The sequence below is a fragment of the Lacipirellula limnantheis genome, from assembly GCF_007746075.1.
GTDB lineage: Bacteria > Planctomycetota > Planctomycetia > Pirellulales > Lacipirellulaceae > Lacipirellula > Lacipirellula limnantheis.
This window is the reverse complement of record NZ_CP036339.1, coordinates 3,601,217-3,613,509: the sequence shown is the minus strand read 5'-3', so window position 1 is coordinate 3,613,509 and position 12,293 is coordinate 3,601,217. Positions and strand designations below refer to the sequence as shown.

The 12,293-nt window shown below is 61.5% G+C and carries 13 protein-coding genes and 1 tRNA gene; 5 read left to right on the top strand and 9 right to left on the bottom strand.

Annotated features, from left to right (window positions below; genetic code table 11):
- The first annotated feature begins 342 nt into the window (after nucleotides 1–342).
- A tRNA-Arg gene (locus I41_RS13880) sits at nucleotides 343–416 on the top strand.
- A 60-nt stretch (nucleotides 417–476) separates the two neighbouring features.
- Here the strand turns inward: I41_RS13880 and I41_RS13875 are convergent.
- Nucleotides 477–995, bottom strand: coding sequence for a site-specific integrase (locus tag I41_RS13875; RefSeq protein WP_246133879.1), 519 nt, complete (start codon nucleotides 993–995; stop codon nucleotides 477–479).
- Here I41_RS13875 and I41_RS27280 point away from each other — a divergent pair.
- Both I41_RS27280 and I41_RS13870 read left to right on the top strand, forming a co-directional pair.
- A complete protein-coding gene (locus I41_RS27280; protein ID WP_168206903.1) occupies nucleotides 981–1,166 on the top strand; it encodes a hypothetical protein in 186 nt (61 codons plus the stop codon). The two genes, I41_RS13875 and I41_RS27280, sit on opposite strands and share 15 nt — an antisense overlap.
- A 391-nt stretch (nucleotides 1,167–1,557) precedes the next feature.
- On the top strand, nucleotides 1,558–1,848 hold the full coding sequence (locus I41_RS13870; RefSeq protein WP_145433257.1) for a hypothetical protein: 291 nt from the start codon (nucleotides 1,558–1,560) through the stop codon (nucleotides 1,846–1,848).
- A 38-nt stretch (nucleotides 1,849–1,886) separates the two neighbouring features.
- On the opposite strand, the gene I41_RS13865 is transcribed toward I41_RS13870, so the two are convergent.
- From I41_RS13865 to I41_RS13850, 4 genes are all read right to left on the bottom strand, one after another.
- Nucleotides 1,887–2,192 (bottom strand): hypothetical protein, encoded by a 306-nt coding sequence (locus tag I41_RS13865; RefSeq protein WP_145433256.1) that lies wholly within the window; start codon nucleotides 2,190–2,192, stop codon nucleotides 1,887–1,889.
- Between the two features lie 211 nt (nucleotides 2,193–2,403).
- Nucleotides 2,404–3,918 carry a PQQ-dependent sugar dehydrogenase gene (locus I41_RS13860; RefSeq protein WP_210420949.1) on the bottom strand — a complete coding sequence of 505 codons (1,515 nt, stop codon included), beginning with the start codon at nucleotides 3,916–3,918 and terminating at the stop codon, nucleotides 2,404–2,406.
- Nucleotides 3,919–4,030: 112 nt separating this feature from the next.
- Nucleotides 4,031–4,795, bottom strand: a complete 765-nt coding sequence (locus tag I41_RS13855) for a hypothetical protein (protein ID WP_145433255.1) — start codon at nucleotides 4,793–4,795, stop codon at nucleotides 4,031–4,033.
- Between the two features lie 3 nt (nucleotides 4,796–4,798).
- Complete coding sequence (locus I41_RS13850; protein WP_145433254.1) at nucleotides 4,799–5,440, bottom strand: RNA polymerase sigma factor; 642 nt, start codon at nucleotides 5,438–5,440, stop codon at nucleotides 4,799–4,801.
- Between the two features lie 225 nt (nucleotides 5,441–5,665).
- On the opposite strand from I41_RS13850, the gene I41_RS13845 reads away from it, so the two are divergent.
- Together I41_RS13845 and I41_RS13840 are read left to right on the top strand one after the other, a co-directional pair.
- Nucleotides 5,666–6,640, top strand: coding sequence for a DUF1559 domain-containing protein (locus I41_RS13845; protein ID WP_145433253.1), 975 nt, complete (start codon nucleotides 5,666–5,668; stop codon nucleotides 6,638–6,640).
- 192 nt (nucleotides 6,641–6,832) lie between these two features.
- Nucleotides 6,833–7,654: a hypothetical protein gene (locus tag I41_RS13840; RefSeq protein ID WP_145433252.1), complete on the top strand. Its 822-nt coding sequence runs from the start codon at nucleotides 6,833–6,835 to the stop codon at nucleotides 7,652–7,654.
- Nucleotides 7,655–7,669: 15 nt separating this feature from the next.
- Here the strand turns inward: I41_RS13840 and I41_RS13835 are convergent, their stop codons facing one another.
- From I41_RS13835 to I41_RS13820, 4 genes are all read right to left on the bottom strand, one after another.
- Complete coding sequence (locus I41_RS13835; RefSeq protein ID WP_145433251.1) at nucleotides 7,670–8,281, bottom strand: CHRD domain-containing protein; 612 nt, start codon at nucleotides 8,279–8,281, stop codon at nucleotides 7,670–7,672.
- A gap of 721 nt (nucleotides 8,282–9,002) precedes the next feature.
- Nucleotides 9,003–9,809 (bottom strand): hypothetical protein, encoded by an 807-nt coding sequence (locus tag I41_RS13830; protein WP_145433250.1) that lies wholly within the window; start codon nucleotides 9,807–9,809, stop codon nucleotides 9,003–9,005.
- A complete protein-coding gene (locus tag I41_RS13825) occupies nucleotides 9,787–11,040 on the bottom strand; it encodes a hypothetical protein (protein WP_145433249.1) in 1,254 nt (417 codons plus the stop codon). Before I41_RS13825 ends, I41_RS13830 begins: the two co-directional genes overlap by 23 nt.
- Nucleotides 11,037–11,933, bottom strand: coding sequence for a hypothetical protein (locus tag I41_RS13820; RefSeq protein ID WP_145433248.1), 897 nt, complete (start codon nucleotides 11,931–11,933; stop codon nucleotides 11,037–11,039). Before I41_RS13820 ends, I41_RS13825 begins: the two co-directional genes overlap by 4 nt.
- Nucleotides 11,934–12,293 lie beyond the last annotated feature (360 nt).

Genomic DNA, 12,293 nt, shown 5'->3' with positions numbered 1-12,293 from the left:
ATCACGGGGCTAGTTGAAATTGGGAGGACGATTCGCCGCGTGGGGGCGCCATCGGTCGATGGAATATTACCTCAGGCAAACTGCGTCGCGCCTGGTAGTAGGCGATGCCGGCGCATGCTTTTTTTGATGGCACGATTGCGCCGGCAACTTGGGTCCTTGCCTACAAATCTGCGTGCTTGGATCGTTGCACTGGTCGGCAGTTGGAGCCCCCCTGGATAGGGATGCGGAAACTGCTAAACTTGTGAATCTGCCGGGGACGCCGCCATCGGGTGGTTCGAGTGACCCAACGTCATGCCGCGAAACGGCGTCGCTGCGATCGTTCCTGGCATGAAGGACGCCTACGCACCCCTAGCTCAATTGGATAGAGCATCGGACTACGAATCCGAAGGTTACAGGTTCGACTCCTGTGGGGTGTACTTCTTGTCTAGTAAGGGTTTACGGCGATTTTCGCCGCCCTTAGAAGATGCCCGGTGTACCTAGGTGCTCTTGGGCGTTTTTAGCCGATGGCGAATGACTTCGGCCGTCCGTTGCACGTTGCCCGGGGCGTAGTGCCGCCGCGTCGTCTCTGCGCTAGCGTGCCGCAAGATCGCCGCCACTTCGCGTTCCGGTACGCCAGCGGCAACGAGTTGATCGGCGCAACTCCGTCGCAGGTCGTGAGCACTGGCGAATTTTGACGGCTTTTCCCCCGCCGCCGGTGAAACGATGACGTTTGCTTTCTGGCCGATATCGCAAATGACCTTGCTGGCCCATTCCGCCGTGAATCGACCGTGACGCGGCTTACGGCCGACGGCGATTTGAAGGCTAACGGAGTTGAATGCCCACCCCTTCCGATCGACAACGGGCGTACGAAGCAACAACCGCTCAAACCCGGGGAGCAATGGGATAGACTCTTCGGTCGCGTACTTTTGCATCGTGGCGGGGATTGCCAGGGGCGGTAGCCCGTCGCCCCAAGTGGGTACGAAGTACCTACGGTCGGTCCAATGAACGTGAAGGATTTCCGACAGGCGCAGGCCGGATCCTCAAAGACCGCGAAGCAAATTTCGCCAAGACGGCGCCGCGGCCCGGCCGACGACTTCACGCGTGGCAACGAGCATTGCCCGGAACTCAGCGGCGGTGAGCGGCCGCCCTTTCATCTGGCGCATCTTCGCCGTCTTGATTCGCCTTAGCTTCGGCACGGCGGGAAGGCGCCAAGCTCGGCCAGGCCGATAGGGTCGGCAAGCTCAGCGCCGGTCGCGTGGCTCAATCGATTTCTAACTTCGGGCATTAGGTCGATCGGCCAGGGGCGTTTCAAGCGATCTTAGCATTCGGGCATTGGGTTAGGTTCCTCGTTGGTTGGTTGCGTCATGGCCCCGACGCATTTTGATGCGTGCGAATCCGCACGCGTGCCAAGTAGAGTATTCATATCCTTAAAGAGCATTGGGTCGCATCACCGAACTAAATTCAGCATTAGAGAATTCACCTAAACATCCCTATTGCGACCGACGACTATTGCGGCTAAGAAAAGGCGGGGCCGGCAACATTGAAATGTGACTGCTTGAGAAGTCACCCAGGACGCGAATGGCTTCTGAGGACGATTTTAACCCTCTATCACCCTTCAGAATCATTGCCGAATACCCGCACTCTGGATCACTGAAAGCGCTTTACAAGGAACTCAACGCGTTGTCAGGGATAAATCGTCTTCGCCACTCGCCAGGAAGCAACTTCGAATTCTGGTTTCGCGGCTACAACTTTAGGATCGAGCAAGTTGACGGCCACGTCGGCGTTTGGGGCAATGACGATAACTGCCCCGTCGAAACTCACTTGGCGATTCTTCGCCTGTTGATCGAAGCATTAAGGCCGCAGCAATAAGCCCGCCCTGCCCGGCGGGCCAATCGCCACAAAGCCCACTAGCGAACGATGCCGTACTGCCGATTCGGATTGCCGCGGTACGGCGCCACGGGCGGCGTCGGTTCGTCGTCGTAGTCGGCCAAATCGAAGTCGTCGGGATTGCCGCCGAGCGTCCAACGGCAATTCAGGTCTTCCATTTCGTGTTGAGCGCTGGCCGCTTCGACGACGGCGTCTAAGGCGAAATCCAAATCGCCCATTTGCAAAAACTCCACGTTGCCGATATCGGCCTTCGTCATTTCGACCGGGCCGCCAGCGGGCACGGGGACGCGATACTTCGGCGCGTAGTCGTCGGACGTGTCTTGCATCTTCGCCCGCTTCGCTTTGCGATTCTTGCGGGCTCGCCGGCGTTCCTGCGCCTTGAAATCTTCCCGCCGATCGGGTTCGTTTGCCAGGTCTTCAAGATGCCGGGCTCGAAACTCGGCCGTGGCGGCTGCGATTTCTGACCGGCTCGGGACGAAGGCGCCGGCGATCCAAGTAGATGCGGGCGGCTAGCATTGCTGTTCGCGCACCGGATCGCTAGTTGGCGTTGATTCGCCGCTTGCTCAGCCCGGCTGTTCGCAGCACATGCCAACCCGCGATCGCAATCGATGCGAGGACGAACGTCGACGCTTCGGGAATCGCGGCAAACTTATAGACAATTCCGCCCGTGCCGTTTGCCGGGGTGTTCGTCACCAGGGCGTACAACTCGCCGGCGCCATCCTGACCGAAGCCATGCACCGTCAGCCCGTTGGGCAGCTGGTCGTTGACGAATTGCGGAATCTTGAACTCGTTGATGATGCCCGTGACGAGATCGGCGTAGAACAACCGGCCGTCGGCGCGCACCGGCGACCCGCGGAGTGCGAGATCGCCGAAAACATACTTTCCGGCGAGTTGCGGGATGGCGGATCCGCGGTAAACGAATCCGCCCGTAATTGAAATGCCGTCGCCGTGATCGTACTGCAATATTCCCTGCGTCCCCTGAATGGGATCAATCAGTCCCACTGGCAGACCAGGGCTGTTGTTCCCGGGCGGGGCGCCGATCGTGCCGTTGGAGCGATTGAATAAGTACGTCCCCTCTTTGACGGCCCAGCCGTAGTTGCCGCCGAGCGTCACCCGGTCGATTTCTTCGATATTGTTTTGCCCGACGTCGGCCAGGATGAGGTCCCCGCTGGCCGCATCGAACGAAAATCGGTAGGGATTGCGGAAGCCGTAGGCGTAGATTTCCGCGACCTGGCCTGCGGCTTGGAAGGGATTGCTTGCCGGCAAACGATACTGTCCGTTGGAGCTGGCGGCGTTGGGACTGCTCGCAGTCAGTGCCGGGTTAACCGGGTCGATGCGCAGCATCTTTCCCAGCGGCGTCGACAGGTTTTGAGAATTGCCGCCGGGCTCAAGGTGGCTGGCGCCCGAGTCGTTGGAGTTGCCGCCGTCGCCAAGTCCGACATAGAGATAACCGTCGGGGCCGAACGCGATGGTTCCGCCGTTATGGTTGCCGGCGTTCTTCCCGAAAGAGATGACTTCCCGGCCCGACGCGGGATCGACCACGTTGGGGTTGCTGACGCTCATTTTCCATTCGTTCACGACATTCTTGTACGACTGCGAGGCGTTGTTTGGCGCCGAGAACGTCGGCAACGAGCCGGTAGGAATGGGCTCGCTGTTGTAGGTGTACAGGGTGCGATAACCGACGCTTGCGGGGTCGTTGAAGCCTGGATGAAATGCCAATCCCAGCAAGCCCCGCTCGTCATTGGCATTGCCCGCGTTAAACGGCGGGCTGACGCGCGCCGAAATATCTAGCGCAGCGCCAGGTTGCAAGACGCCGTTTTCGATGATGCGCAGGAGGCCTTTTTGCTCCACGACGAAGAGTCGCGCCGAATCGCTGGGAGGACTGATGGCATAGTCGGGCGCCGACATGCCGGTGGCGACGGGCTCCAGTCGCACGGAGATGCTCCCTTTCTGAATGGGAGCGGTATAGGGAAGCGCCGCGACGTTGCCTTCCAGGATTGCGAGCAATATCGTTGTTAGCACCGCCACGAGGGTTGCGTTGTTTCGTTGCACGACGAGTCCCCTGGGGAGAATTTGCTGCGGTCGCTACCGGCGCCGACGTCATACAACATGTCGCGGCCGCGGCGATTCATTGCAGCATGTCGCGACGGACGATCAGCTCGCGTCAAAGAGCAGCGGGTGAAGCTGGGGCCAGCAATGACGTGACGGCGGGGCTCGCGAGCGGCGTCACTTCATAAAAGACCAATCCATCACGCTCCTCGCGGAACACATGCAGCGTGCCGGCGGGGATTGCCGCGTCAGACCGATCGTTCTGGGCACGGTCGACGAAGACCATCACCGGTTGATCGTTGACGTAAGCGAGCATCGCCGTCGTGTCGCGGCTTAGCCCGCCGGTGTAGACCAACCCCAGCATACGGCTACCCTCCGGCATGGGAAGCAGCTTCAGGGGGACGCCCTGGCGACGCGCGAAGGTCTCGGCGAAGCGTTCGGGCTCACGGCATTCGTAGCTCGGTTCAAACCCGGTTGCGACCGCGTTCTGGTAGAGGTCGACCAGCGGCCGCGCCGCCACGTCGGGAGCGTCGTGGCGTGCATTTTTCCAGAGCGACGACAAAGAAATCGCGACCAATAGCGACGCCGCCAACGCAGCGACGACGCCAAATAAACTCGCGGTTCGACGGCGCGGCTGCGACCGCGGAACAACCGTGCTGGATTGATGCAAGGCAGCGACGATCGCCTCGCACGACGGCGGCTGAGCGGCGAACAGTCGTCGGAGGCTTTCGTCGATTTCTCTCTGAAGCTCTGCTTGCTGCCGTCGCAACGGATCGGCGCGCAACGCCTCCTCGAGCGATTGGCCGTCGCCTTCCATGGTGAATCCGTCGAGAATCATCTCGAACAGTTCGTCGTCTTGTCGTGAGTTGGCGTCTGGCATGAGTTAAGCTTGGTCGCCGACGGCATTTTGGATCGGCCGTCGCGTCGATTCGTCCGCGGAACTGGCAAGTTGGCGTCGGAGCGCCGACTTGCTCCGATGGACGTGGCTCATGGCGGTTCCTTCGGGAATATTTAGCAGTTCGGAAATCTCGGCATAGGTGAGGTTCTCGATGACCCGCAGGAGCAAGCAAGATCGCGCCTCAACGTTGAGCGTTTGCAGCGCCCGCGAAAGCTGGTCGTCAAAAGCCGTCTGATCGGGCGCCAGTTCGCCGCTCTCGCGCGCTATCGGCCATGCTCCGTCAGAGAGGGCGTCGCCGGCGTGAGCTTCCGCGATCACCAGGGGATCGGTCGCGAAGGTGCGACGATGCTGAATCTTTCGTCGGTAGTTGAGCGCACAACGCCGCACAATTTCCGCCATCCAGGCGGCGAAGTTGGATCCTGGTTGAAACTGATTGACCTTTTCGAAGGCGACCGCGGCGGCTTCCTGCACGATGTCCTCAGCCGATTGACGTTCGCCCGTCACGCCGGCTGCTACCAACGACAAGCGGCGATACGACTCTTGGAAATGCGCAGCGAACACCGCGGGGTCCGTCAACCGCGGAGCCCCGGCGCTTGATTCTGCAGTGGCGTCGTTCGGTAGGGTCATGGCCCTTTGGTTCGATCAACCGTAACAATGTGACGAATGACCGCAGCTCTTGCAAAATTCCCGAGCGGCGTCTTCCTGCCCGCGGAATCGAAGGTGCAGATTCAAGTCACGGCAATCCGTCCGATGCAGGAAAATGTCTGCAGAATGCGAGTCATTCTGTTAACTTAGACGGTATCCGGCCCGTTGCTAGGACCAGCGATTTCTCCTCGACTCGCGCCCACGTCGATGTCGGTGATTCCCCAACATTTGTGGCTGTTACCGCGGCGCTGGCGGGCCTCGGCGCTTGGGCCGGCAGCCGCGAGCCGGCCTGGGTTCACGCTGGTCGAATTGCTCGTCGTCACGGCGATCCTGGGAAGCCTCATCGCGATCATCTTTCCCGCGGTCCAAGCGGCGCGAGAGGCGGCCCGGCGACAAGGTTGCAGCGATCACTTGAAGCAACTGTCACTGGCTGTCGCCGAGTATGAGGCGGCAGAGCGGCAATTTCCCGCTGGCCGCGTCGGATGCGACGACACGGCAGACGTTCCCGTCTGCCCGCCGGGACTTTCCCCCGAGCGCAAGACGGCGGCCAGCGGCTTCGTGACGCTGCTTCCTTATCTGGAGCAACAGCCGCTCCATGCGCAGTTGGCCGTCGATCAGGGCGGGTTGTGGAATCGGAATATCGACGATCTTGGTTGGTTCGCCAATCCGCGGAAAGCAGCTGGCGTCGCACAGCGTCTGCCGCTCCTCGTCTGCCCAAGCGACGAAGCCGAGGCGATCAGCGACGTCTATGCTCCGGTGCTCGCAGCGACCGGGAGTTACGCCTTTGTTCAAGGGACGAAAGGGCCGGCGGCGCCGCGCCCCAAGGCGAAGTACGATAATGATGGGATGTTCGTGTACGTCACCCCAAGGCGGGCGGGCGAAATAAGCGACGGCCTCTCGCGGACGATGTTGATCGGCGAAGTGATCATGGCGCACACTTGGGAGTCCTCCAATACCTGGACTTACGCTCGCCTCAACGCCGATTGCCTGCGCACCACCGAATACATCCTCAATACTCAGCCGGGGCAGGGAACGTCGTATGAACGCCAGAATGGGGCGTTCGGGAGCAATCATCCGCAAGGCGGCTTCTTTGCGTTCGCTGACGGTCACGTGGAATTCCTAGCAGATCAGATCGACCACGGCCTTTACCGCGCCATGTCGACAATCGCCGGCGAAGAATAGGGATTCTTAAGCAGGCGACGAGCCCCCCTCTCTCGGCTCGCTTCATCTTTCGCCGCACGATTGGCAACGTTCGACTCACCGCCGTGGTCGCGCCTACACGCCGCAAACTAGCAGCATTTGCAATATCGCGTTGCGCCGACGACATGTGAATTGCGCGGCACGGCAACTTTGGCGACCTCGGGGGCGAACGACATGCCTAACTCTTACGCAAGCCGGCGACTCGGTTCGCTCATCCTTTTGACGTTAACGTGGCTGCTCGCCGGCAATTGGGCGGTCGGCGCCAACTACGATGAAAGCGTGTTGTCCGACCTGTCGGGAACGCCTGCCACCCCGACGACGATTCAACTCGATCTGGGCGATAACAAGGTGATCGGCAGCGCAGGCGCCGGCGATTTCGACCTTATTCAGTTTTCCATCCCAAGCGGACGGTTCTTGCAGGCGCTGACGCTGACTAGCTACGTTAATCCCTTCAATGCCGCTTCGTTCGTCGGTCTCGGCGCTGGCATTACCTGGCCGGCCGGGCTCGATTTCGACGTTGATCCTGCCAAGTTGATGGGGTGGAATCATATCGCCGCCACCGGCAGTTCGGGCGTTGGCGCCGACCTACTTGTTGACATGAGCGTGGCCCCCTTCACGCCCGGTTTCGAGCGACCGCTTGCCGCCGGCGACTATACGCTATTGGTGCAAGACACGGACAACGTTGTCAGTTATCACTTGACGTTTAGTCTTGGGGCAAGCGCCATCGCGGGCGATTTCAACCACGATCAGATCATTGACGGCGCCGATCTGCAGCAGTGGGCAGGCGACTTCGGCGTTGACGGCGGCTCCGACGCTAACGGCGACGGCAGGAGCGACGGCCATGACTTTCTAGTTTGGCAACGTCAGTTTGGAACGGGCGCAGCCGCCAGTCCGACCCCGGAGCCGGCCTTCGAGAGCATGCTCCGCTGGATCGTCCTAGCGGCTGCCGCCATGCGTCGCCGCTTGCACGCGGCAACGAGAGTCATCAGCGCTTAAGTGGGAATAGCTGCGTTAGTTGATCGCAGCGGCACGTCGATAGCGTCGCGCTAACGGGGCCAGCAGTCCCATTACCGCGAGCGACAACGTTGAGGGCTCAGGAACGAGCGCGAAGAAGCCCCGAATTTCCCCGCCTGGCGTGTTCGTCGTGTGGATGTTGAGATACATCTTGCCCGCGTCCAGCCCGGCGAAGAAGACGTTCATTGCCGAGCCGATCGTCCCGCCATTGGCCGTGACGAACGCGGGATTGTAACTACTGGCCGAGGTCATATCGAACGTCTGGTCGTAGCTGCCAGCCTTCACGCCGAGCGGAAACCCCGGGAACGTCGGCGTCGGCGTCGCGACCCCTGCCAAAGGATTTGCCGGCGGTTCGGGGATGGGGCCATGAATGTGGGAGGCGCTGGTGTTACCTGTCAGCCCGCTGAATGACGCCTCCACCCGCATCGTCAGCAAGTCGTAGTCAACGGTGAGTTTTGCGGTGCCGACTCCGAGCGAAGGATTGGCCGGAAATTCGTTGGGGCCATTCAAAATGGTCGTGTAAATCGACGTGTGGGCCCAGGCGGATGGCACCGAGTGCAATGAAACGCACACGAGCGCTGCGCAACCCAACATTGAGATTTTCTTCATGAGCAAGATCTCCTGAGGCGGATGGGAATCGGTGACCTTGGGACCTATGTCGCGATCGCCGGAGATTCTTGCATGGCTCAGGAGCTAACATGAATGTTTCTCGCCTCGTGGCTGGCGTACGTTCACGGTCTATCCTAGGCGAAATCGGAATTGAGCGCAATTGCACGCGGCTCCCGATTTGGAATGGTCAATGCTTGACCCGGCGTCCAGTCAGGAAGACGATGCAGCCTGCACAACGGATAACGCTGACTAGCGCCAGCGGTCTCTCTGATTTGCGATTGAGATTCAGCGGTGACGAGCCGTCGGGCCGCTCTCCATGCCGGCGCCCCGCCGCCGCGAACGGCGGGGCGCCGCGATTAAAGGCAAATTGTCAAAGAGCCGTCGAATCGGTGCGACGTTCACCCGCGGGATGAGCGGTCGCGCCGCCGCTTGACCCAGCGTTAATGGAATCTATCGTTGCCCCGGCCCGCTTCCGGTCCGGCGTAGGTATCAACTGCCCAAAACTTCGCTTTCGACGCCCCGCCCGTTTCCCCGATCGGTCGCCGTTGACCGCTCTGCTCCGCTCCGGCACGAGGCTCACGTGGCCGGTCCTCCGGGCGCTGCGGCGGGCAGGCCAACGAACGCACGCGCGAACCGCTCGGACGCCGCGTTAGCGGCGTCCGAGCCATCAACGATCGAAACGGCGGCGGCGCATGCCTCGCTGCCAGCGTTTTTCTGTCACTCAGTGGATCGCCGCTAGCTTCGCTGCCGCCTCCTGGTCTCTTGAGGTTCGCGGCAGCATCTTCAGCAATCGTTCTCCCTGCCGAATCGTTTTGAGCATCACTTCGGTATGCGTTGCGAGATCGGCAATGGTCTCCAGGCGATTCTCGGCCTGCAAAATCTCGGCCTTGATCGGCTCGGCCATCAAACTCGAAATCTCCAAGAGCGTTGCGGCATGCCAGCCGATCGAAGCGTCGATGGGTTGCGGCAGGGCAAGCGCCCAGCGCCGTAGCGCGTCATCATGACTCGCACGTGCTGGCTCCGCCGCACTAGCGGGCGCGGCGGCGTTAATGGATTGTTCACTCAACGGATTGTTCTCCTCGGCGGGTAATAGTGATGATGACGGCGCTGGGCGAACCGCGGACCGCGCCGGCCGGCGGCGTCGGCGGGGCTGTCGACCATGGAAGCGCCAGCCGATTTGCTGGAGCGGCTGTTCGAGTCGTCGTACGCTGGTTCGCATCGCGCTGGCGCCGCGCTGCGCAAGCGCGCGCACCTGACGGCGACGGCGGAGCGACGATTGACATTCGGCCAGGGCGGCGACGACGCCGGCAGCAAGTTCTTCATTGGTTCCGACGTACAGCACCCGCTGTCGTCTCGCCGCGTCGCGATAGCGGAGTTTGGCGCACCGTGCGCCCGAGGGGAGGCGATGAAACGCCACGAACCCTTGCGACGCGAGCGCCTTCAACTGGGCGGGCGTCAGTCGCTCGGCGAGCCAGCGACGTCCTCGCCCCGCCTCGTCGTTCGTGCTACCGCCCGCGGCGCGTTCCATAGCCCCCTCCTTTCCGCTGACCTTCCACTCTCAGCAGCAAGTTGCCGATCTTGTTAAGCTCGCCGACGGCTGCCTCTCGCCGACGCGGGTCATTGGCGTTGGTTGACAGCGCCAGTTCCGCGTCGGCCGCAGCCAGCTGCCGCAGCAGCGTTGGCGTTAAGGCATCCAGCACGCTTGCAGATTGTCCAGCGGGCGGCTCCCAGGCGAACGATTGCTGAAATTGCTCGCGGTAGGCCGCCGCTGCCGCGCGTCGTTCGTGCTCGGGCGTGCGCTCGGTGCAGTTCTCCAAACGGCGGCGCAGCTTGACGAGGTCGAGCGGGTGCTGGGCCGGCGGCGGCCCTGATTCGCCCAACAGCCATTCCACGGTGCGCAAGTCTTTGCGTAAGCTGGACTGGAGCATCGTTAAGGACGGCGATTTCTTTTCCCAGACAGCAAGGTTGTCCGGCGCCCACACGGCAATGGACACCGATCGCTTCACGGTAGTGCCGACGAGAGATCGGAGACTGCGAGCCATCCGCTGAGCCCGCTCTGTCGCCGGCTCCCACGTCATCGGATCAAACGTCGGAGCGAGCAGAATCGTGCCCAGCCCAGACTTGGGCTTCGCTGCTTTCTTCTTTTCATCGCGGCTGATTTCGCTCTCAGTTTTTTGGAACGCCAAGATCCCGTCCCAGGCATCTTCCATTTTCTTGACGGCACGCGAGTCGGCCGGGAGCGCCTTGTCGACGCTGCCCCAAAACCGTTCCGGACTGACGACGGCCGGGATGATCACCGCACCGAGGCCGAGTTGACGCCAAGCGATCGCTTCGGCCAGATGCTCGACGGCGATCAACGCGCCGCCCGACGCTTCGCGGCGACGACGCGTCTCCTGGTCGTATAGACAAAAGTTCGCGAGGTACATCGGGGGGCCCGGGAAGTCTTCCACGATGATGACCGGCGGGCGTGAGGGGCCGGTCCGCACGACTAGCACACTTTTTCCGGGGGTCGTCAGCCCAGAGAGGAGACGCATCCCGCCCGCGGCGTCGGCCTCGAAGTACGTCGACTTTTGCAGTGATTCCAGGCTGCACGACTTCAACAGTTGGCCTTCCAGTTTTTTAATGTCCGAAGGGATGAGCCGAAGTCCCGGGTCGTTGGTCCCGACGTCGCTCGAGGCGTCGGGTACAGTCAGCGCGGCGACGATTCTTTCTGCAATAGAAATCGCAGTAGGCGTCGCTTCGTTGTTTTTGCGACTCATGGGCGTTCTCCGCTGGGGCCGGCCGACGGCGAGACGCCTGGCGACGGGCCGGGGCTGGGGACCGCCGACGTTGCATCAAGGTCGCTCTCTGTCAGCTCATCGAAGCCATTGTGATCGTAGGGTACCGGGAGTCCGTGACGATCATTCCAATGCTGTCGATACAGGTAGTAGTTGGCGATGTTTGCCGCGTCGGCCGCTGGAATGAACTTCGCGACCGCGTCGATCCAGGCTTCCTCCTCGTCGATTTGAAGAAGCTGGTCGCCCGGCAGCGACTTATCGAGGAGCTGCGCCAGCCGCCGCATCCGTTGCTTTCCCAGTAGCTGCCGTACCGCGTCGCGCACACCGATCCACGGCTTTTCATCCTTCCGAGTGGCCGTGTCGAACAGGCCGTCCAGCACGTAAGGTCCGGAGCAATAGGCCAAGTATTTCACGGCCTCCCGCTCGGCCGCAGTCTCCGGATTCCCGCGCTCGCGTTCAATTTCAATGCCGAAGCGACGGACGTAGGCCGGGTAGTTACGTAACGGCCGCACGTCAAAATTAACGGCGATATAGTAGATCACCGACTCGAGCGGCAGGCAGAGCCGCTGGCTAATTCGGCCATTGGAATGTCGCGCCAGTACGAAGGCCTCCAACATTGACGCCAGTTCGCAGTCATCAGGCCATTCCCTGGCGGCGACCAATGACGGCCAATCAGCAACTAGGCGTTGAAGTTCCGTTGGCTGCGGCCGGCGGAGGGCTTGCAGATGCGCCGTGTAGGCGGCGAGCGCATCGTCCCTGAAGGCCGGCAGGGCGACGCGTTCTTCCTCGGCGTAGATTTCCGCTTGGAGACGGCGCCAGTTGGGCGGCCGCAATTCGGCCGGCATGTCCCAATAGGAGGGACGTTTCTCGGACATTCAAATCCCCTGTGGCAAGGGTGATTCAAACGCTGACGACGCCGCACCATGCGGCCCTTCAGGAATCAGGCGTTTGAGAAGACGGAGGTCAGCGGCGAACCAACTGGTCCGCTGCGTCCAAGCCTCAAGCTTGCGAGTAGCAAGCGAGGCGGTTCGAGCTCAACGACAGAACGCCTGTTCTGCGGCGCCTGGGAAGGCGCCCTTTAAGACATGCCGATACCGGCAATGACAACCTGCGACGTCGCGTTAGCGAGGCATGTCGCACGACGGGCCGCCTGGGGCGACTCGCTGGGCTTAAGTCTAGCAGCGTGGTGGCGGATGTCAAGAATGCGTGCCGGGCGTCGGTGCGGCTCTGCTTCT

Coding starts and splice junctions, on each gene's coding strand:
- I41_RS27280 (WP_168206903.1), top strand. CDS start 981: ATGAACGTGAAGGATTTCCGACAGGCGCAGGCCGGATCCTCAAAGACC.
- I41_RS13870 (WP_145433257.1), top strand. CDS start 1,558: ATGGCTTCTGAGGACGATTTTAACCCTCTATCACCCTTCAGAATCATT.
- I41_RS13865 (WP_145433256.1), bottom strand. CDS start 2,192: ATGCAAGACACGTCCGACGACTACGCGCCGAAGTATCGCGTCCCCGTG.
- I41_RS13855 (WP_145433255.1), bottom strand. CDS start 4,795: ATGCCAGACGCCAACTCACGACAAGACGACGAACTGTTCGAGATGATT.
- I41_RS13850 (WP_145433254.1), bottom strand. CDS start 5,440: ATGACCCTACCGAACGACGCCACTGCAGAATCAAGCGCCGGGGCTCCG.
- I41_RS13845 (WP_145433253.1), top strand. CDS start 5,666: ATGTCGGTGATTCCCCAACATTTGTGGCTGTTACCGCGGCGCTGGCGG.
- I41_RS13840 (WP_145433252.1), top strand. CDS start 6,833: ATGCCTAACTCTTACGCAAGCCGGCGACTCGGTTCGCTCATCCTTTTG.
- I41_RS13835 (WP_145433251.1), bottom strand. CDS start 8,281: ATGAAGAAAATCTCAATGTTGGGTTGCGCAGCGCTCGTGTGCGTTTCA.
- I41_RS13830 (WP_145433250.1), bottom strand. CDS start 9,809: ATGGAACGCGCCGCGGGCGGTAGCACGAACGACGAGGCGGGGCGAGGA.
- I41_RS13825 (WP_145433249.1), bottom strand. CDS start 11,040: ATGAGTCGCAAAAACAACGAAGCGACGCCTACTGCGATTTCTATTGCA.
- I41_RS13820 (WP_145433248.1), bottom strand. CDS start 11,933: ATGTCCGAGAAACGTCCCTCCTATTGGGACATGCCGGCCGAATTGCGG.